The following is a 19,157-nucleotide window of genomic DNA, read 5'->3' on the forward strand; positions in this document are numbered from 1 at the left end:
CTCACCGTGCGGTGCGCTCCGCTCGTATCCGTCCCGTCCGCGCCTGTTCAGCGGGACGGTCCGCGCGTGTCAGCTCCGCGCGCAGCAGGTCCAGGCCCATCGGGCCCAGGTTCAGCGCGTGGTGGTGGAACCGCTTGAGGTCGAAGGCGGCGCCGTCGCGGCGGCGGGCCGCCTCCCGCGCCTCCAGCCACACCTTCTCTCCCAGCTTGTAGGCGAGGGCCTGCCCCGGGCGTCCCAGGTATCGGTCGATCTCGAACTCGACGAACCCCGGTGGGCCGAGCCCGCAGTGCTCCGTGAGGAACGCGCGGCCCAGTTGAGGCGTCCACCGCTCGCCCTCGTGGAACCCGGTGCCCGCGGGGATGCGGAGTCGCAGGTGCAGCCCGATGTCCAGGACGACCCGTGCGGCACGCAACAGTTGCCCGGTGGCCAGCATCCCCAGCCGGTGGGCCGGGTCGGCGAGGTATCCGAGTTCGTCCATCAGCCGCTCGGCGTACAGGCCCCACCCCTCCACGTGCCCCGGGTGCAGTTCGCACGACAGCCGCTGGAACCGGTTGAGCACGGAGGTGTTGAGCGTCGTCACGCCCAGCTGGAGGTGGTGGCCCGGGACGCCCTCGTGGAACATCGTGCCCGGCACGGTCCACGTCCGGATCGGTGCGCCCGGTTCGGGCCTGGTCCACCACACCGTGCCGGGACGCGACAGGTCCTCGCTGGGCGCCAGGTAGAAGGCGGGCCCGTCGGCGGGGCCGATCCGGCAGTCGATCCGCCGCAGCGGCTCGGGGATCGCGAAGTGTGTCCCGTCGAGGTCGGTGATGGCGGCGTCGGCGAGTTCCTGGAGCCAGTCGCGGAAGCGCGCCCTGTCGGTCATCTGGTGGCGCGGGTCCTCGTCGAGCGCCGCCAGCACGGCCGGCACCGGTTCGCCGGGCGCGATCCGTGCCGCCGTCACCGCCATGTCCCGCTGTACCCGGCCGAGTTCCTCCCAGCCCCAGGCGTAGGTCTGCCGCAGGTCCAGCCGGGTGCCGAGGAACTCCCGCACCCCGAGCCGGTAGCGCTCCTCGCCCACCGCGTCCAGCTCCGGGGCGTGGGCCGCGAGCTCCCGCGACAGGTACGCAGCCATCCGTGCCAGCGCGTCGTTCGCAGCCGTCACGGCCTGCTCCAGTGCGCCGCGCAACACCCCGTCCCCGTGCCCGGCGGGCAACCCCGCCAGGTACTGCCGCATGTCACGGCACTCCCGGGCGTTGCGGATCACCTGGCGGTACGGTGCCACCCGGCCCCGGCGCCGTGCCGCCTCCAGACTCTCCCGCAGCCCCGCCAGCGCCTCCGGTACGGCCGCCAGCCGTGCCAGCAACACCTCCCACGCGGTGTCGCGGCCCTGATCCAGCAGACCCACCGCTTGCCGCACACGCTGGACGGGCCCGTCGAGGGTGTCCAGCAGCGTGCCGTACGCGTCGGTGTCGGCCAGCGCCACCTGCGTGGCGAGCCGCTCACGCAGCACCGCTGCGGCGACGCGCTCCGCGTCCCCGGCCACGGGCGTGTCCTCGACCGCCTTCAGCATGCGGCGCGCCGACGCCGCCCGCTCCTGCACCGCCTGGGGGCCGAAGTCGGTCAGACGGGTCTCCTGACCGGCGATGCCCATCGCCGCGGCGAGGCAGGGGTCCAGTCGGGCCAGCTCGTCCACGTACTGATCCGCGAGATCGTTCAGTGCCGTCATGACCGGGACCCGCTTCGCGACGGCAGCCCGGCAGCGGTGACGGCCACCGCGCACGACAGGTGCTGGGTCCTCATGCCGGCACCTGCTCCGACGTCGTCCGAGCGGCCGGCCGGGTGCGGACCGAGAGCGAGGCGAACAGATCGGCGATCCAGCGCCGGCCGCCCTCGGGGGTGTCGCCCGCGACGATCCCCGCGAGCACCGTCTCGCCGGACTGGTAGGTGATGTGGTCGGGCAGCGGCGAGCCGGGCGGCAGTTCGTTCCAGGCGACCACGGCCGGGTCGTCCCGGAACGCCGCCGTCCCGTCGAGCCCCTGGAACTCCCTGCCGGCCAGGTGGTGGCCGGGGCAGACGAACCAGCCGTACAGGCGCCGGTCGGCGGGCGGCTCGGGGATCGTTCCGGTGACGCGCTCGCCGAGCAGCGCGCGCAGCTCGTACGAGGGGAGGTGGACGCCGGTGGCCAGCTCGACGGTCGCCACCACGTCGGCGCCCCCTACCCGGTTGCCGACCTCCAGGAAGACCAGTTCCCCCCGGTGCGCGATCGCCTCCAGATGGAAACTGCCGTCCTGGATGCGCACCGCCGCCAGGGCGCGGGACACCCAGGCGCGCTCCTGCTCGGACAGGGCGAGCTGGAACGACCCCAGTGGCCCGCCCTGCGCGTACTGGAGGCAGGTGCCGACGTACTCACTGCCGCTCAGGACCAGTACTTCGCCGCCCTGCACCAGGCCGTCGAAGTGCCTGATCGGCCCGGCGACGAACTCCTCCACCTCGAAGTCCGCCAGGCCGCTGCCCGCGTCGAGCCCGGGGATGCCGGTGCGGCCCCCGGTGACGGCTGCGGCGGCCTGCCGGGGCGTGTCGAAGACGAGGACGTCCTCACTGGACGCACCGCGATGCGGCTTCAGCACGGTCCGGCCGTCCCAGGGGACCCGGCCGTCCAGGTCGAGGAAGCGGGGCAGCGCGAGGAAGCGGGGCACGCGCAGGCCCGCGTCCTCGACCGCCTGCTTCATCAGGACCTTGTCCCGGGCCAGGGCCACCTGGTCGGCCGGCGCGCCGGGCACGCCCAGGTACTCGCGCAGCAGGGCGGCGTCGAGCAGCTCGTACTCCGACACCGAGATGACCCGGTCGAAGTCGCGGGGCCGGCGTGCCAGCCAGTCCCGTGCCTCCTCGAAGGCCGAGCCGAGACCCGGACGGCTCACCCGCTCGCAGCGCAGGTGCGGTGGCAAGGTGGCCAGCGCCTGGTCGGTCCCGAAATAGGTGACGTCGTGCCGGTCGTGGGAGATCCCCCGGTGGTATTCGATCTTGAAGTAGGGCACGCGGTGCAGGATGAGGATCTTCATCGGGTCTTCCTGAGGGAGGCGGGAGAGCGAAGGGCGCGGTCCAGGGCGTCCGACCACGCCTGGCGCAGTGCGTGGACGACGGTGCGGATATCGGTACGGCCGCCGCGCAGGACGACGCAGCCCTGCGCCGCGAAGTCCGCGTTGTCGCGGGCGACCGCGTGCAGGTCGCGGCGCTCGGCCGACAGCCAGGAGAACTCCGTGGCCGTCAGTTCCCCCTCGGCCAGGCCGAGGCGTTCCGCGGTGACCTGGACGGCGTCCGCGAACGGGTCCGCGCCGGACAGGACGTCGCCCGGACGGAACGAGCGGTCGGTGGCGACGCCGAGCAGCACGGTCGCCGCCGAGCACCCGGGCACCAGCTCCGGCCTGCCGGCGGCCGTGCCGAAGGCCGCGTCGACCCAGCGGTGGTGCAGATCGATGCCGTAGACCCAGCGGGCCAGCGACCAGATCTTCATCCCGCCCGGTCGCCGGTTGGGCTCCACCACCGCGGCGCGCAGCCCGTCGTCGCTCAACTTGATCTCGTTGTGGAAGGGCCCGTCACACTGCCCGACGAGCAGGTTCGCCTGCCGTCCCGCCCGTTCCAGCGTCGCGCGCTCGTGCTCGGCCACCCGGGCCGGCAGGACCTGGGCGATCTCGACGGGGTACCGGCCGAGCGCGCTGATCTTCTCCGTGAGGAACGCCAGCGACCCCAGTCCGTCGAAGGAGTACTCCCTCCGGTACGGAATCAGCTCCTCGCAGATCACCCCGCCCTCCAGGTAGGGGAGGACCTCGGCGAACACCGCCGTGAGGTCGTCGCCCGGCCGGACCACGACGACGCCCCGGTTGTTCCCCTCGGCGGTGGGCTTGACGACGAAGCCCCGGGGGTGATCGCGGGCGAATCCCCTCAGCTGGTCGAGCGAGGCGATCTCGGCGAACGCGGGCACCATGATCCGTTGCGTCCGGAGCAGGTCGGCCACGCGTGCCTCGGCGAGCCGGTAGCGGTACTTGGAGAACGCGCCCTGGGCCGGCCGCGACGCGTCGACCGGGACGCCCAGCCGCTCCAGCAGCTCGGCCCCGCTGTGTACGGCGTTGTCGGAGAAGACGATGCCCGCCCTGATCCGCTCGCGCCGGTCACCGAGCAGCTTCTCGCCCATCTCGGCGAAGTCGTCGCGCAGCGGGTCGAGGTCGATCACCTCGTCGGCGATGGAGCGGTCGGCCTCGGTGGGGTCGGCGCGGACGAGGATCACCGTCGCGCCGTGGTGGTCTCGCGCGTGGTCCCGCAGGTGGCGGACCTCGTCGATGCGGCTGAGGTTGTAGTCGACGATGAGGAGGATCGGCCTGGTCATCCGCGCTCCCTCTCGTACACGATCTCGATGGCGTGCTCGGAGGCGGGCAGCAGCCAGGGCAGGACCGCATCGCGGTCCGCTCGGTCCATGCGCCAGAGCACCTGGCCGAGGAACACTTCGCGCGAGGACGAGTGCACGACGTCGCCGGGCTTGAGCAGGACGTGCGACACGACGGGCTCCAGGGGGAGGTCGTCGTTCAGAGCGACCGATCGGATCGTTCCGGGCTCGGCGAAGAAGACCCGGAAGAACGTCGCGTGACGACCCCGCGTCGTGCCGTCCGCCGCGAACGACAGGCTCTTCAGCGCCGTGCCGAAGTCGGCGGGCCCGCCGGCCGCGAGCAGGCAGTCCAGCCAGAGGTCGAGCAGGCCGGGGCCGCCGGTCAGCGCCGCCACACTGGGCGAGATCAGGCTGCCGCCCACCCGCGGGTTGACCTCGATCAGATCCCAGCCGGACGCGGCGTGCCTCGCCTCGATGTGGAAACAGCCCCAGTCGAGGTCGAGGACGTCCAGCACGCTCGTCACCCAGCGGATCCCGGCGGCGATCTCCTCCTGCGACAGGCTGGTGGGCGGGCTGACACAGGCGTTCTCCAACACGGTCCCCGCCGTCTCGGTGACCTGGCACTTCTCGTGCACGGCCACGACGTGCGGCTCGGCGTCGACGGCGATCACCTCGAAGCTGAACTCCCTCCCCGGAACGTAGTCCTCGACGAGGAACTCCATCGCGCCGGTGACACCGTGACCGGAGCCGGCTGCGGGGCTGCCGGAACCGGGCTGGGCGGTGAAGGCGCTGGAGTAGACCGTGTCGGACCGGGCCTCGGTGGCGATGCGTTCCACCTCGGTCCAGGTCGTGTCGGCCGTGAGGGGAAACGTCCCGAAGGAGGCGATGCCGCTGACCGGCTTCACGAAGTAGCGACCGCCCGCGCGTTGGCGTGCGGCGAGTGTCTCGGGAGTGAGGGCGGACGCCCGGCCGCGGCTGAGCCCGGCGTCGGCCAGCCGGTTGCGCAGTGTCAGTTTGTCCCGCAGGTCCAGGACCTGCTTCTCGTCCAGGTCCGGCACACCCAGTCGGGCGTTGGCCAGCGCCATCAGATGCCGGTAGCCCTCCCAGACGGTGAGGCAGCACTGCACCGCCGCACCCGCTGCCTGGAGGTGGTCGAGGTAGTCCTCGACGTCGCGGGCCGTCAGGACGTGCCCGCCGGTCACCCGGACGTCGGCGGCGAGGTCGGCCAGCGCCGCCGGCCTGGATGCCTGGTGCTGCGGTTCCGGCAACGAGCTGAGCACATAGCCCTTCAGCCCCCGCGCCGTGACCGTGCCGAGGAGGTCCTCCATGAACGAGAACCCGACGTGGCTGAGCAGCAGCACTCCCCTGGCGTTTTCGGTGCTCATTCCGGCCTCCTTGCCGGCAGGCGGGGGCGCGGCGCGTCCGCACCGCGCCCCCGCTGGGATCGGATCTCAGGCCGGCTGCTTCTCGGCCCCGGCGATGGTGTCCAGGTAGAGCTCCTCGAAGTACTGCGCCAGGATCTGCTGGTGCTCGCGGAGGTACCGCTTGAACGCCTCGATGTCGTCCTGGCTCCGGAGCAGGTGCCGGACGGCCGCCCACACCTCGCCGGGGTGGTCGTCGTTGATGTCGGTGTGCGAGTGGTTGATCTGTCCGCCGATGTTGGCCTCGCCGACCGACTTCTTCAGCGCCTCCAGCTTCCTCGGCTCCAGCTGCACGTTCACGTACTCGACGAGGTAGGAGTACGCCACCACGCCCAGCGGGCCCTCGTGGTCCAGGAGGTAGGAGAAGTAGCCGGTGAGCAGCTTGGTCGACAGGTAGGGCTCGGTGGCCAGGAACTGTTCGCGGGACACGCCCGCCTTCTCCAGGTCGGCGATGAACAGCTCGTCGTGGAGCATCTCCTCCTGCTCGTAGTTGGCCCAGACCTGCGCCGCCTCGGGGCTGGTCTTGGCGATCTCCACCAGCGCCTTGGCCTCGGACACGCGCAGCATCCGGATGCGCCAGGCGGTCTCGATCAGGTTCCGCCTGTAGTACGCGGAGTCGACGTTCTTCCCCTCGAGATGGGCGGCCTCGGGGACGTTGGCGTACCACTCGAGGACCTGCTGGTCGAGCTGCGCGTCGATCTCGGCGCGCAGCTGGGCCGCGGCAGTGCTGCTGAGGAACGGGGTACGGTCCCCGTAGCCGACGTTGGTCACGCGGTTCGGCATGGTTCACCTTTCGGTTCGGACGCTCGGACTCTTCGTGCGAGCGGATTCAGATGTCGTCGGCGACGCGAACGGTCGCGTCGCCCCGCAGCCGGCACTGGCAGGCCAGGCGGTGGGTGCCGCCGGTGCGGCCGAGGTCTTCCAGGAAGTCGAGTTCGTCGGGGTCGGGTTCGCCGAGGGAGCCGAGACCCTCCAGCACCTCGATGACGCACGCGCCGCACGATCCGGAGCGGCATCCGAAGGGGATGGGCCGCAGCTGCGGCACCTCGTACTCGACTTCGGTGAGGGGAGATCCCGCCGGCAGCAGGACTTCGGTTCCCGCCGGAAGGATGGTCAGTTTTTTCAGGTTCATGACAGGTTTGGGGCGTCGATGTCGGTGGAGTGCTCCGGTGCGAGGCGCGATCCGGGGCGCAGCCCGACCGCCGCGTGGTTCGCCGCGGTCGCCGCCTCACCGAAGGCCACCGATATGAGGGGAACGCGACCCTCGTAATGGCAGATGTCGCCGACCGCGTACACTCCCGGAATATTCGTCCGCATCGCTCCGTCGACCAGCACAAGGCGATTACTCATCCGGAGTCCCCAATCGGCGATCGGGCCCAGGTTGGTGATGAATCCCAGCGCTCCGACGAGAGCCTGTGCGGGCAGTTTCCATTCGCGCTCCTCGGTGCGGACCCACACTTCTTCCAGATTTCCGGTTCCATTACAGGCCGTCACCTGCGCGTCGGTCACCACTCGAACGCCCGATGCGTACATCTGCTTGACGCTGTGCTCGTGGGCGCGGAAGGCCGAGCGCCGGTGCACGACCGTGACGGACCGTGCGATCGGCGCGAGGGCGAGAGCCCAGTCGACCGCGCTGTCGCCGCCGCCCACGATCACCACGTCACGGTCCCGGTGCTCCTCGGGACGCGGCACGTGGTGGGCCACACCACGCCCCTGGTAGGGCCCCAGGCACGGCAGGGTGCGCGGGACCGAACGGCCGAGTCCGGCTGCGATCACGACGGCTCCGGCACGCACCAGCCCGCCGTCCTCCAGCCGTATCGCCCAGCCCCTGCCCTCCTGCGGCACCAGGGAGACCGCCGTCCGGCCGAGCAGGTAACGCGGGCGGAACGGCTCCACCTGGGTGATCAGACCGTCGACCAGTTCCCGGCCCCGTACGGCCGGAAGGCCGGCGACGTCGTGGATCCTCTTCTCCGGGTACAGGGCCGCGACCTGTCCGCCCGGCTCCGGCAGCGCATCGACTATCACGCTGGAAAGTCCTCGGAAGCCCGCGCAGCAGGCGGTGTACAGACCGGCCGGCCCTGCGCCGACTACAGCCACGTCCGCGCTCGCTTCCGCGTCGGCCACGGTCGTCTCCACTCGAACCCCCGCTCGGTCCATCCTGAACTCCAGGTATTTCTAGCGTTCGGTCGAAGAACTCTGCTGCCCCATTCCGAGGGCCGGTCGTCCGGGTGACACGAAGGGAATTACCTTCCTGCCGCTCGGCGTTTTCCTGTCGATATCCGGCGCTGTTGCCGCCGAACTGCATCTCATCATTCGCCGGCCCTGATCTGCCGTCAAGAAATGGATTCGAAACTCCGCCCGCCGCTATTCGCGGGCCGCACGGGGCGGGACCGCTTCCGCTCCGGGCCGGACGGGCGGCCCGCTCACCGCCCCGGGCGTCGCGCCTCCGGTGCGCTCTGCTGTTCGTCCGCGTCGATGACCGCCTGGCCCAGAGCGCTGGCGAACCGCTGCCACTCCCGGGCGTAGGAGTTGGCCAGGTCCGCGACGGCCACGGCGCAGTGCGGCGGCACCGCGGCCAGCAGCTGCCGCCCTGCTTCGAGATCGGGCGCCCGCTCGTGGAGCCAGCGCAGCAACGCGCGCCCGGACTGCGTGAACCTCAGGGACGGGTCCTTCGCCAGGCTCTCGATGCGCCGGGCCCGGCCGCGTCCTGTGCACCGGCTGCTCACCGGGTCGCCCGCGGGGGACGGGTCCCGGGCTTCGCGCGCGGTGCTCCGGTCCGGCGGCCGGGACTCCTGCTCGCCCCGCCGCATCCGCTGCCGGATCTCGCACGCCGTGCTGATCGACACCCCGGCGGCGGTGGCCGCCTCCTGGAGCGTGGCGGCGGGGTGCTCGGCGAGGAACGCGCCGACCGCCTCCCGGCGTTGCGCCGCATCGAGCGGACGAGAACGGCCGTCCGCCCCGACCCGGACCTTCGACTGTGGAACTTCCTCACTCGAAGCACGGCGGACGGCGCCCACGGTCTTGGGCGACAGCCGGGTGATGCGCGCGACCGCCCGGTCCGACAGATCCGGGTGCTGGGCCAGGATGCGCCGGGCCGCGGCTTTCCTGTCCTGGAGCGTCAGGGGCAGACCATGGCTGACGTTGGCCGCCACGGAGTGGATGAACACCTCACTGGCCGGCCCGTCCAGATACCGGACCGGGATCATCTCGTCCCCGCGCAGCCGGGCGGCCCGGAGCCGATGCATCCCGTCGACCACGCGCAGGGTGTCCCGGTGCACCAGTATCGGCTCGATGTCGCCCTGCGCGAGGACGGCGATGTGGTCCTGGCTGAGCCCTTCCAGACGTGGCGAGTCGGCATCCACCAGCGAGGCGACGGGCGTCAGATGGACGTCGGCACATGATGCCGAGGTCGTCGGGGCGGGATCCCGGGCCGTCGTCCGCGACCGGTCCGGCAGGCGTGTGGGGGGCGGGTTGTCCACAAGGTCTGAAGGCACCGAAGATCTGCTTTCTGTCGTTTTCTGCATGTGGGGCTGCAAGTACCGAGGAGAACGTCATCGGTTCCGGTGAGCGTGATGCACGGCACAGGGGTGCCGTGCGGTGGAAGACGGCGGAGCGGATCTCGCAGCGAGGGCGCGGACCGTCATGACGTGGCGGAGTCCCCGCCTGGTGGCCGGCCGGCGAATCGGCGGGACCGGCACGGCACGTCCGTCAGCCCCCGGAGGGCCGGCGTGCGCGAAACGGCGCCTCGTACGGCTCCGCCCACCGTCGGCCTGCCCGCGCCGTACAGCCGCAGACGGGCTCGGCGGATGCTCCTGGTGTCGGCTCGTGCAGCAGTGTCATCGGGACTTCCTCCCAAGCGACGTACCGCTGTCCCCGATCGATGTGCGGCGGCCTCGCCGCCGACTGCGGGGGATCAACCGACGGCGAGGCCGAGTCAAGCATAAAGAGCGATATTCATGTGAGTGGGCGGGGCGGCCGTGGCGCCACTTGGCCAAGTCCGCCCGTACGAACCCTCTCAACTCTGCTGCACCGGTGGGGACTTCCGCAGCCGGCCGGCCCCGTCCTCGAACTGGCTCGAATCGTCACGTGGGCCGCACCCCTCCTAGCCTTAGATAGATAACGCTATTTATGCTGGGCTCGGCCTCGCCGTCGGTTGCATCCCCCGTCGTCGGCGGCGGGGCCGCGCACACGCATCGTGGAGAGCGGTACGTCGCGTGGAAGGGATGTCCCGATGACAGTGCTGCACGAGCCGGCGCCGCCGACCCTCGCCGAGGGCGCCCAGGGCCCGTGTCTCCGGTCGTTCGTCGAGACCGTCTTCGACCATCTGCCCCGAGCAGACCAGCGCAGGTGGGCGGAGCTGCACGTGCGGGCACTGCTGAAGACACCCGGTAAGAAGTCGTTGCGGCGGCTGGCGGAATCCGTCAGTGACTCGCCGACGGCCTCACAGGCTCTGCACCAGTTCGTGAACGCCAGCCCCTGGGACTGGATGGCGGCACGCCGGAACCTCCTGCGCCGGGTGGTACCGACCGGCGAAGCGGTGACGGCCTGGACACTGGCACCCGCCTTCATACCCAAGCGCGGCGAGTACTCCGCCGGGGTCCACCGCAGGTTCGACCCGGGACTGGGCCGGCTGTCGAACTGCCAGCTCGGTCTGGTGGTGCTGGCCACGGGCGAGCACGGCCCGCTGCCCGTCGACTGGAGCCTGTACATTCCTCGGACCTGGACGCGGGCACGGCGGTCGAAGGTGCGGGTGCCGGACGAGGTCCGCGGTCCGCTGTGGTCCCAGGCCGCGGATCTCCTGCGACGAACGGCCTCGCTGTCTCCTGGCCGATGTGCTCCTGTCACGGCCGACCTGTCCTGGCTGCCGGACCGCGAGGCGTTCCTCGGTCACCTCACACAGAGCGAACGGCCCTTCGTGGTGGAGGTCCCCGGCACGATGCGCGTCGTGCACGCGCCGTCCCCGTCGGCCGGCTCCCCACCGCTCACCGTGCGTGAACTCCTCACGGAGCACGGCGACGTGACCGCGGAGGAACGGCAACGCGTCCTCACCCTCCCGGTGTCCCCGTCCGGTCCGCCGAGCGGACGCGTCCGGTTGCGGTTGCTCGTCCAGCACCGGCGGGACGACTCGGCACAGTACTGGCTGACGAACCTGGTCGACCGCCCGCTGCCCGACCTGGGCCCGCTGATGCGGCAGCCGAGTCTGGCGGCGGGCGTGGTCAACACCCTCCACGAGGACTTCGGGCTGCGGGACTTCGAGGGGCGGTCGTTCCCGGGCTGGCACCACCACACCACACTGGTGTCCGCCGCGTTCGCCTACTCCCGGCTCCACGGCCGCCTCTGCTGACCCGGTCCCGCAACCGGCCGCGCGGGTGAGCGCCGGGAGCCGCTGCCGCCCGGCGGAACGGGCGTCCCGCCCCACGCGGGAGCGCCGCCCCGGGGCACGGCCGTGGTCGGGAGCGCGTCGCCCGCCCGAAACAGTGCCTGGCGGCACGGCAGGCTCAAGACATGTGCGGTGCCAGGCCGCCGAGCACGGCGCGCCATACCTCCGCGATGTCGGCAACCGCCGGACCGCCCTCGGCCGCGGCCCTCCGGGACTGTGCCGCCACTCCTTCCATCACGTACATGATGAGGTGCGCCGCGGTCGCCGGCCGTACGTCGGCGGCCAGCTCACCGGCGAGGGCGGCCTCCTCCAGCAGTCGCAGGACCTCCGCGCGGAAGGCACCGGGCCAGTCGGAGCGCACGTGGCCCTCCTCGACCAGCCGCACGGCGGCCCGGGTGACCACGGCGGTCTGGAGTGCCGTGGCCACCCCGAGCGTGAGGGAGGACAGGCCGTCAAGGGGGCGACCGGTCGCGGAGTTCGCCGTGCTGAGGCGCTCCAGCTCGACGATGCCTTCCTCCACCACCGCCGACGCCAGTGCCGCCTTGGAGCGGAAGTGGAAGGTGAGGGCCCCGAGCGTGACGTTCGCTTCCACGCAGACGGAGTTGAGCGTCGTACCGTCGTAACCGTGCCGGTCGAAGTGGCGCGCTGCTGCCAGGACGAGGTTCGCGCGGGTGCATGCGGCGCGTTCTCTGTTCTTCATGGAAGGGCCTCGGGGAGTCAGGACGTCTGTGAGAGTGCGGGCCGGCCCACGGACAACGGATGCGGTGGGGCCGGTCGGGCCGGTCAGACGCCGGTCGGCGTCACGGCGGGCGGTTGCGCGGGCGTCTCCCGCCGAGCCCGTCCCGCCCGCCCCGCCGGGGGCGGCGTCGTGGGGCTTGTCGCGCGACGCGGACCCCGTGCCGGCTTCCTGTCGGCCTTCGCCATGACGAGGCCTGTCAGGTCTCCCATGTACCGTCCCCAGGTTCGGCTGCCCGTGGCCGCGGGCGGAGCGGTCCCGCGGCGGCGGCTCGACGGGCGCTCCGACCCTATGGTGAGCACCGGGTAACCGGCACGAGAACGAGGAGAACTCGGAGCGTTTCGAGCAAGTCCGCCGCTGCCGTGCGGCTAACGGGCCGTCCATCCCCCATCGGCTGCGATGACGGCGCCCGTGGTGAACGACGAGCGGTCCGAGCACAACCAGGCGGCAGCCTGGGCGATTTCCACGGGGTCGGCCAGGCGCTGCTGCATGGCGCGCTCGGTGAACGGCTTGAACAGCGCGGGCGTGTCGGAGAGCACCTGGTCCATCAGCTCGCTCCGGGTGCTGCCGACGGCGAGTGCGTTGACGCGGATGCGCTGTTCCGCGTACTCGTCGGCCGCGGCCCTGCTCAAGCCGATGACGGCGTGCTTGGCTGCGATGTAGGGGGCGGAGGCGCCGGTCGCTCGCATCCCGGCGACACTGGAAGTGTTCACGATGGAGCCGCCGCCGTGTTCGAGCATCACGGCTATCTGTGCCCGCATCGCGTTCCACACGCCTCGGGCGTTGACGTCCATGATGCGGTCGTACTCCGCATCGTCCATCAGGTGCATGGGCGTACCGGTGGAGGTCCACCCCGCGTTGTTGAAGGCGGCGTCGAGCCGGCCGTAGGTCCGCAGCGCCGTCTCCACGGCCGCGTGCATGTCCTCCGCGCGGGTCACGTCCGCCACCACGGCCGTGGCTTGCCCGCCCGCTGCGCCGATCGCGGCCACCAGTTCCCGCAGCCGGTCCGCGCGGCGGGCGGCCAGGACGACGCGGGCCCCTTCCTGGGCGAAGAGCTCCGCCGCCGCCGCACCGATGCCGCTGCTCGCTCCGGTGATGAGGACCGTCTTGCCGTGCAGCAGGCCCTGTGAGGGCATGGGTCTCCTTGGCGTGGGTGGGTTCGTCGGGCACGGCTCTCCGTGGCACGGCAGCCGCCCGCTCACTCGAAACGGTCCTTGTGACCGGTCGCCCACTGGGCGAAGGTGGTCGCGGGCCTTCCGGTCAGCCGCCCGACCGTGTCCGTGGTGAATGCCTTGGCACCGGCCCGCTGTCGCTCGGCGCTTGCGAGGAGAGCGTCGGCCATCACCGGTGGGTACCTGCGTGTATAGGTGGCGTGGGCCTCCTCGCGGGAGAGCTCCCGGCAGGTGAGGGGGCGTCCGAGCACCTCGGCCAGCACTGCCGACTGTTCGTGGGCCGACAGCGACTGCGGGCCGGTGACCTCGTACGACTGGAAGTGGTGCCGGCTGTCGCCGAGGACGCGTGCCGACACCTCCGCGACGTCCTCGGGCGCGATGCACGCGTTGCGGCTGTGCGGGTGCAGCGCATACGTGGTGCCGCTGCCACGGATGCTCGACGCCCACGCCAGGGCATGCGACATGAACGACCGCGGCTGGATCATGGTCCACGGGATGCCGCTCGACTTGATGCGGTCCTCGTTGGTGCGCTGCCACTCGGTGATCAGATCGTGCGCCGCGGCGTCGCGCACCGCCGCGGCGGAGAGTTTGACGATGTGTCCCACCGAAGCCCTGTCAGCCGCGCGCAGGATGTTGCGGTCGTGTTCGGGCCGTGTGGGGTCGTTCGTGACGACGAACACGGCGTCGGCACCGCGAAAGGCGTCCACGAGGCCGTCCACGTCGCCGTAGTCACAGGTGACGTGCCGGACGCCCGACCGCTGCCCGGTGGGACGGGGCGTGCGGCTGGTCAGGGTGAGGCGGTGACGGGGCGCCAGGTGCGTCACCATCAGCGAAGCGATCTGCCCGGTGGCCCCGGTGAGGACGACGTGCCGGGACGCGGCCGCTGTCACGGTCACTGGGCGGGCAGACGCGTGGGGCCGACGTGGATGTCGCGCAGCACCGCTTCCGAGGCGATGCTGGGCAACAACAAGTCCCACATGTCGCAGACACGTTCCATGAGGTCGTCGCGCTTGGTCGCGAGATCCGAGTAGATCTGCATCCCGGTACAGGCGCCGACGACGAAGCGGGCCAGCCGGTCGGTGTCGACGCCGTCGCGGAGTTCACCGCTGGACCGGGCCACGTCCAGGTGACTGCACATCAGCGTGCGCCACTCCTCGAAGGAGGTGGCGTCGTTCATGCCGTGGCTGCCCTGTTCGGTGGCGAGACGGACCCCTGCGCGAAGGACCGGATCGCGTTTCATGCGGTCCGCCCACACCAGGGTGATGTCCACCAGGCGCTGCAACCCGGTCGAGGTGAGGCGGGGCTCTATCGTCGTCGGCTGGGCGTTCATCAAGGCTTCGGCCAGTCCCTGCTTGGAGCCGAAGTGGAAGTAGAGAGCACCGAGGGTGAGTCCCGCCCGTTCCACGATCTGGGTCACGGACGCCTTCTCGTAACCGGCCTCGTCGAAGACCTCTGCCGCCGCCAGCAGGACTCTCTGGCGCGTACGGGCAGCCTGCTCCGCCTTGGCAGTCGGCACTGGCGATCACTCCTCGACAGACATAGATAGTGTCATTTATGTTAACCGCATCGCTGTCGAGCAGGCCATCGATACGGGGGGAAACGTCGGCATGTCCCACTTACACGGCTACGGAAGCAGCGGACCACAGGCCATCGGGAAGGTCCCTCAAGAACTCGTCCACAAGCACGCGGCCACCGAAGTGCTCCTGACCGGCTGGACCACTCACGACGGCGACCGGCACACCGTCCGGGCCCAGTGGCCCCGCTTCCACGCCTTCTACCGGCCTGGCAACCGACGCTTCGACTCCTTGCTCTTCGTCGAGACCGTGCGCCAGACCTTCCCGCTGCTGTCCCACGTCGCCTACGGCGTACCCTTCGGCAGCCATCTGGTCTGGGACGACTTCAGCTTCGAGGTCGAGCCACGGGCCATGCTGATACCGCGTTCCCGGGCCGACGTCGTCCTGGACATCACGTGCTCCGACGTCCGCATGAGGAAGGACTGCCTGGTCTCGATGACCATGCACGCGGCCGTCCTCCTGAACGGCCGTCACGTCGGCACCGCCCGCACCCGGTTCACCAACCACTCCCCGGCCGTGTACCGCCGGTTGCGCGGTCGATGCGACCTCGGGGGTGAGCACCGTTCCCTGCCGCTTCCCCCTGCCCTGCCGCCCGCCGCGGTCGGGCACGTCCTGGCCGGGAACGTGGTCCTGGCCGAAGCGGAAGACGCGGGCCGTTGGCAGTTACGCGCCGACCAGGACCATCCGGTGCTGTTCGACCACCCCGTCGACCACGCCCCCGGCATGCTTCTCCTGGAAGCGCTCCGTCAGGCCGCTCACGCGGTCTCCCCGTCCACCGGCAGCACGGTGACAGGGATGTCCGTGTCCTTCCAGGGCTGGGTGGAACTGGACAGCCCCGCCTGGGTCTCGGTCGCGTTCCTGCGCCGCAACGCGCTGAAGGCGGTCATAGAACAGGACGGCAGGACCTGTCTGAGCGGCGAGGTCGTCTTCGAGACGGACCCGGCCCGGCCCCTGGAACGGCCGTCCCCGACGCCGTCACCGGTCCCGACCGCCGACGGTGGTCACGTCGCGCCCGACAGCCGGCGTCCGGTGCTTCCCCGGTAGGCGGCCCTGCTCGTAGCGCTCCGGAGGAGACTCGTATACGGCATGGCCCGGGCAACGAGGCGAACGGCTGCATTTCCTCGACGCACACCAGCACCGTGTCGAGGCACAGATCCAGGCGCTGGAGGAGCGTCGCTCGGGTAATCGCCTGGAAGGTCGGCGTCTACGCCGGACACCTTGCCCGCGGCGAGGCCGACGGACTGTGGGACCCTGCGGTCTGGGACAAGGAGGCGTGATCGCGTCCTGTCTGCCCGCCGATGCCGTCGACAACGCCCTCACCCGCGCAGCATCCGGGGTCCGCTGCGGCCCGCCCGGGCACCCACGACAGCCCGGCGGGCCGAGCGTCGCAGGCACCGGGGCAGCAGTGCCGTACCGACGAGGAGTTGCCAGGCCGTCGGCGCGTACCCGAGCGGGGAGGGGGCAGGCCGTCGGCGCGTACCCGAGCGGGGAGGGGGCAGGCCGCCACCGCTGCCAGTCTCGCCGTGCCCGCAGCCCCACGCCAGGTTCGTCGAAGGAGTCCGGCGTTCCTCCGGCCGGGGTCGCAGGGCGCGGCACGGCGCATGGGGCGGCGAGGGCCGGCGGGACCGGGCCGGAGGCGGATCTCCTCCAGGTCGACGCCGAAGACCAGGTGCCGCGCGTCGGGTGCGGTCGCCTCCACGTCGCGGCGCACCAAGCTGTCAGGGTGAGCCGAACCGGTCGGTCCCAGCAGGACTGCCCACCGCATGCCGGGTGGGCGATGAGCACCAACACCCGCAGCAGACCTGCCACTTGGCAGCCGGACAGAAGGCCGGCGCGCCGCGACGACGTCACCGCCGGACAACCGCGGCGCCTGAGCCGTCCACACCAGCGTCACAACCGCGAGCGCCCCGCGGCCCCCAGGGCAGCTCCCGCCACGAGCACGTTGCGTCGCCCCGCACCCGTCTCCTGCCTCCTCGTCCGGTACCCGGGCCGGCGCCGCCTCAACGCTGCGGCCGGCCGGGCCCTGCGGGCAGGGCGCACGACGCCGACCTCCTGCGCCCCCGGGCCGCCGCCACCGAGCAGCTCCTGCTGCCGCTCCCCCGGCGCGGGGCGGCCCCCGGCCGCTGCGCCGCCGACGCGACGTCGGTGTGACCGCCTCGCACCGGGCCTCGACAGGCGAAACCCCAGGGCGTCACCGATCGCTTCCACAACCCGCTCCCGGAGACGGTCGGCCGGGAGAAGTGACGGCGTCCGCCGGACGAGTGCCGCCCGGCGGACCGCTCGGTCACGCACGCAGTACCTACCCTCCGGCAACGGCCGCCCAGGAGTCGTGTGCAGTGCTTGGTCAGTGCTGGGAGGCGATGATCAGGATGACGACGAGGATGACGAGGGCGAGCAGGCATCCGCCGCCACCGCCGCCGGACGATCCCTTGCGGAACTCGACCATCCCGCCGGGGACGACGGCCGGGTGGCTGCGGCGGTAGTGCCCTTCGATCGCCTTCTCCCCCTGGGACTCGCTCCCCCAGGAGGTGCGGTGCCCGCACTCACCGCACCGGTACCGGTAGCTGTCGGCCATGACTGTCTCCTTCTGTATTCGTTGGTCGTTCCGGGTTCGGTGGGTCGGGTGGCCGCCGGCCGAGTCCGCCGGACGCCGAGGCCGGTTCGAGCGCCCTACGTCAGTCGTCGTCCCGCCCGGCGCGGGCGAGGTGTTCGGTGAGGGCCTGGAAGACGCAGAGGTTCGGGATCCCGGACGCGGCGGTGGCCCACAGCAGCCAGCGGCCGCCGGTGCGGACGGCGACGAAACCGTTGCGGACCTCGATCCGCTGGACCTGGCTCCAGCGCAGGGAAGTCCGGGCGGAGCCGACGGCGTCCGCGGTGGCCCACAGGGGGCCGAAGGCCAGCCGCGCGCCCTGCCGCAGCGCGGCCAGCGCCCGTGGGGTCTGCGCGGCGACGACGGCCCCGCAGATCGCGGACCACCACTCCTGCGGCCGGGCGAAGTCGCCGCAGCGCAGCACGACCCGTTCGCCATGGACGTCGACCAGCACGAGGGCGCCGGTGACGCCGCGCGAGGTGAGCACCGTGCGCCGGCGCACCACTGTCGTGTTGAAGCGGACGGCGTGGATCGTCCGGCCGACGGCGGCTGTCAGACCGTGCTGGTACAGGTCCAGCCGGGCGCCCGGGCTCGTGGCCGGTCCGCCGTCGGCGCGTAGCAGGCGCCGCACCCGCGCGGTGGCCGGCCGGCACCGCCAGGGCTCGGTGGGCGGCGCCCGGTAGGTGGCGCGTCGCCTGCCCAGACGGGCCCGTCCTGCGGTCGCGGAGATCCGCGCCAGCAGCAGTTCCTCGGCGCGCTCACGGTCGTCCGCCGCCCCGTTCACGCCGCGCCCGCCCGGCCCCGGCCCGGCCCGGCGTCCTCCCCGAGCAGTGCCGCCCGCCGGGCCCGCAGGAGCAGGTCGCCCGGGGCGACGCCGAGGTCGTCGCCCAGGCGCCGGGCGACGCGGTCGAAGACGGCCAGAGCCTCGGCCCGCCGGCCGTCGCGCCGCAGCGCGTGCATCAGCGTCGCGGCGACCGGTTCGTTCAGCGGTTCCTCCAGGGCCAGCGCGGACAGCGCGGTGATCGCCTCCAGGCGCCGGCCCAGCCTCAGCTGCCAGTCCGCCTTCCGCTGGGCCAGGCCGACCCTGCGCTGCGCGAGCCGCACCCGCTCCGACTCGGCGAACGGCCCGGGCAGTCCGGCCAGCGGCTCGCCGCGGAACAGCTCCAGCGCCCGGGCGCACAGCCGTACGGCCCCCGGCAGGTCGCCGGTGCGTTCGGCCTCCTCGGCCCGGGTGACCAGGTCGTCCACGCACAGCGCGTCCACCTCGGCGATGCCCTGGACCAGTCCGTATCCGTACCGGTCGCGCCGGATCACCGAGTCCGGGCGCTCACCGAGACGCAGGATCTTGCGGAGCCGGTACACGTAGACCGGTACGACGTTGCCGTCCGGCATCTCCCTGCCCCAGACGTCCTCCAACAGTCGCCGCCTGCTGACGGAACGGCGCGGGTTCAGGGCGAGCGCCGCCAGCACGGCCTGCTGCCGCACAGGGCCGACGTCCACGGGCCGGCCCGCGAGCTTCGTCCGCAGCGGGCCGAGCACCGACACCCGCAGCCAGGGGCCGGACGCGGTGCCGGTGCGGCGTGCGGCGGTGTTCCCCGGCACCGGCCGGCGCGGTCCCTGGCCCGGTACGACCAGACCGCAGTCGAAGGCGTGCACGATGGCGGCGGCCCGGTCGCGCAGCCCCAGCTTCTCCAGCACGCGGCCGAGCCGTTCGGCCACCACCTGTTCGGGCAGGACCAGGGCGGCGGCGATCTCGGCGTTCCCCAGGCCGCAGCCGAGCGCGTAGAGCACGTCGCGTTCCTCGGCGGTGAGACCCGTGACGCCCCGGTCACACCTGCCCGCGGTCGTCGTCGGCATGGCCACTCCCCGTTCTCCGGACCGGTCGATCCCTTCGCCCCGGTCGTTTCGTCGATGTGGTCGAGGC

General features: G+C 71.9%; 17 protein-coding genes and 1 pseudogene. 3 read left to right on the top strand and 15 right to left on the bottom strand.

Annotated features, from left to right (window positions below):
* Position 1 precedes the first annotated feature (1 nt).
* The 8 genes from IE294_RS09135 to IE294_RS09170 form a co-directional block, all read right to left on the bottom strand.
* Entirely contained in the window at positions 2 to 1,708 is a 1,707-nt protein-coding gene (locus IE294_RS09135; RefSeq protein WP_189884173.1) for a DUF885 domain-containing protein, read from the bottom strand.
* Between the two features lie 70 nt (positions 1,709 to 1,778).
* Positions 1,779 to 3,041: an ATP-grasp domain-containing protein gene (locus IE294_RS09140; RefSeq protein ID WP_189884175.1), complete on the bottom strand. Its 1,263-nt coding sequence runs from the start codon at positions 3,039 to 3,041 to the stop codon at positions 1,779 to 1,781.
* Complete coding sequence (locus IE294_RS09145) at positions 3,038 to 4,363, bottom strand: ATP-grasp domain-containing protein (protein ID WP_189884177.1); 1,326 nt, start codon at positions 4,361 to 4,363, stop codon at positions 3,038 to 3,040. The genes IE294_RS09140 and IE294_RS09145 overlap by 4 nt, the downstream gene beginning before the upstream one ends.
* A complete protein-coding gene (locus IE294_RS09150; protein ID WP_229917065.1) occupies positions 4,360 to 5,745 on the bottom strand; it encodes an ATP-grasp domain-containing protein in 1,386 nt (461 codons plus the stop codon). The genes IE294_RS09145 and IE294_RS09150 overlap by 4 nt, the downstream gene beginning before the upstream one ends.
* Positions 5,746 to 5,811: 66 nt before the next feature.
* Positions 5,812 to 6,564: a hypothetical protein gene (locus IE294_RS09155; RefSeq protein WP_014677206.1), complete on the bottom strand. Its 753-nt coding sequence runs from the start codon at positions 6,562 to 6,564 to the stop codon at positions 5,812 to 5,814.
* 46 nt (positions 6,565 to 6,610) lie between these two features.
* Entirely contained in the window at positions 6,611 to 6,913 is a 303-nt protein-coding gene (locus tag IE294_RS09160; RefSeq protein ID WP_189819445.1) for a 2Fe-2S iron-sulfur cluster-binding protein, read from the bottom strand.
* Positions 6,910 to 7,938 carry an NAD(P)/FAD-dependent oxidoreductase gene (locus tag IE294_RS09165; protein WP_189884179.1) on the bottom strand — a complete coding sequence of 343 codons (1,029 nt, stop codon included), beginning with the start codon at positions 7,936 to 7,938 and terminating at the stop codon, positions 6,910 to 6,912. The genes IE294_RS09160 and IE294_RS09165 overlap by 4 nt, the downstream gene beginning before the upstream one ends.
* 266 nt (positions 7,939 to 8,204) lie before the next feature.
* A complete protein-coding gene (locus tag IE294_RS09170) occupies positions 8,205 to 9,275 on the bottom strand; it encodes a ParB/RepB/Spo0J family partition protein (RefSeq protein ID WP_229917066.1) in 1,071 nt (356 codons plus the stop codon).
* 737 nt (positions 9,276 to 10,012) lie between these two features.
* On the opposite strand from IE294_RS09170, the gene IE294_RS09175 reads away from it, so the two are divergent.
* Positions 10,013 to 11,125 carry an IS701 family transposase gene (locus IE294_RS09175; protein ID WP_189884181.1) on the top strand — a complete coding sequence of 371 codons (1,113 nt, stop codon included), beginning with the start codon at positions 10,013 to 10,015 and terminating at the stop codon, positions 11,123 to 11,125.
* Between the two features lie 154 nt (positions 11,126 to 11,279).
* Here the strand turns inward: IE294_RS09175 and IE294_RS09180 are convergent, their stop codons facing one another.
* The 4 genes from IE294_RS09180 to IE294_RS09195 form a co-directional block, all read right to left on the bottom strand.
* Positions 11,280 to 11,861: a TetR family transcriptional regulator gene (locus IE294_RS09180; protein WP_189884183.1), complete on the bottom strand. Its 582-nt coding sequence runs from the start codon at positions 11,859 to 11,861 to the stop codon at positions 11,280 to 11,282.
* Positions 11,862 to 12,265: 404 nt separating this feature from the next.
* Positions 12,266 to 13,033: an SDR family NAD(P)-dependent oxidoreductase gene (locus IE294_RS09185; RefSeq protein WP_189884185.1), complete on the bottom strand. Its 768-nt coding sequence runs from the start codon at positions 13,031 to 13,033 to the stop codon at positions 12,266 to 12,268.
* Between the two features lie 62 nt (positions 13,034 to 13,095).
* On the bottom strand, positions 13,096 to 13,965 hold the full coding sequence (locus IE294_RS09190; protein WP_189884187.1) for an NAD(P)H-binding protein: 870 nt from the start codon (positions 13,963 to 13,965) through the stop codon (positions 13,096 to 13,098).
* A complete protein-coding gene (locus tag IE294_RS09195; RefSeq protein ID WP_189884189.1) occupies positions 13,962 to 14,585 on the bottom strand; it encodes a ScbR family autoregulator-binding transcription factor in 624 nt (207 codons plus the stop codon). Before IE294_RS09195 ends, IE294_RS09190 begins: the two co-directional genes overlap by 4 nt.
* 91 nt (positions 14,586 to 14,676) lie before the next feature.
* Here IE294_RS09195 and IE294_RS09200 point away from each other — a divergent pair, with 91 nt between their 5' ends.
* Positions 14,677 to 15,687: a ScbA/BarX family gamma-butyrolactone biosynthesis protein gene (locus tag IE294_RS09200; RefSeq protein ID WP_189884191.1), complete on the top strand. Its 1,011-nt coding sequence runs from the start codon at positions 14,677 to 14,679 to the stop codon at positions 15,685 to 15,687.
* 35 nt (positions 15,688 to 15,722) lie between these two features.
* A pseudogene (locus IE294_RS47395) lies at positions 15,723 to 15,920 on the top strand (MerR family transcriptional regulator); the annotation flags it as partial.
* Between the two features lie 1,067 nt (positions 15,921 to 16,987).
* On the opposite strand, the gene IE294_RS09205 reads toward IE294_RS47395, so the two are convergent.
* The 3 genes from IE294_RS09205 to IE294_RS09215 all read right to left on the bottom strand — a co-directional run bounded on the left by IE294_RS09205 (position 16,988) and on the right by IE294_RS09215 (position 19,090).
* Positions 16,988 to 17,218 (bottom strand): hypothetical protein, encoded by a 231-nt coding sequence (locus tag IE294_RS09205; RefSeq protein WP_189819454.1) that lies wholly within the window; start codon positions 17,216 to 17,218, stop codon positions 16,988 to 16,990.
* 100 nt (positions 17,219 to 17,318) lie between these two features.
* Positions 17,319 to 18,017 carry a DUF6585 family protein gene (locus tag IE294_RS09210; RefSeq protein ID WP_189884193.1) on the bottom strand — a complete coding sequence of 233 codons (699 nt, stop codon included), beginning with the start codon at positions 18,015 to 18,017 and terminating at the stop codon, positions 17,319 to 17,321.
* Positions 18,014 to 19,090, bottom strand: coding sequence for an AfsR/SARP family transcriptional regulator (locus tag IE294_RS09215; RefSeq protein ID WP_189884195.1), 1,077 nt, complete (start codon positions 19,088 to 19,090; stop codon positions 18,014 to 18,016). Before IE294_RS09215 ends, IE294_RS09210 begins: the two co-directional genes overlap by 4 nt.
* Positions 19,091 to 19,157: the final 67 nt, after the last annotated feature.

Origin of the sequence: Streptomyces canarius (genome assembly GCF_014650735.1) — a bacterium.
Lineage (GTDB): Bacteria > Actinomycetota > Actinomycetes > Streptomycetales > Streptomycetaceae > Streptomyces > Streptomyces olivaceoviridis.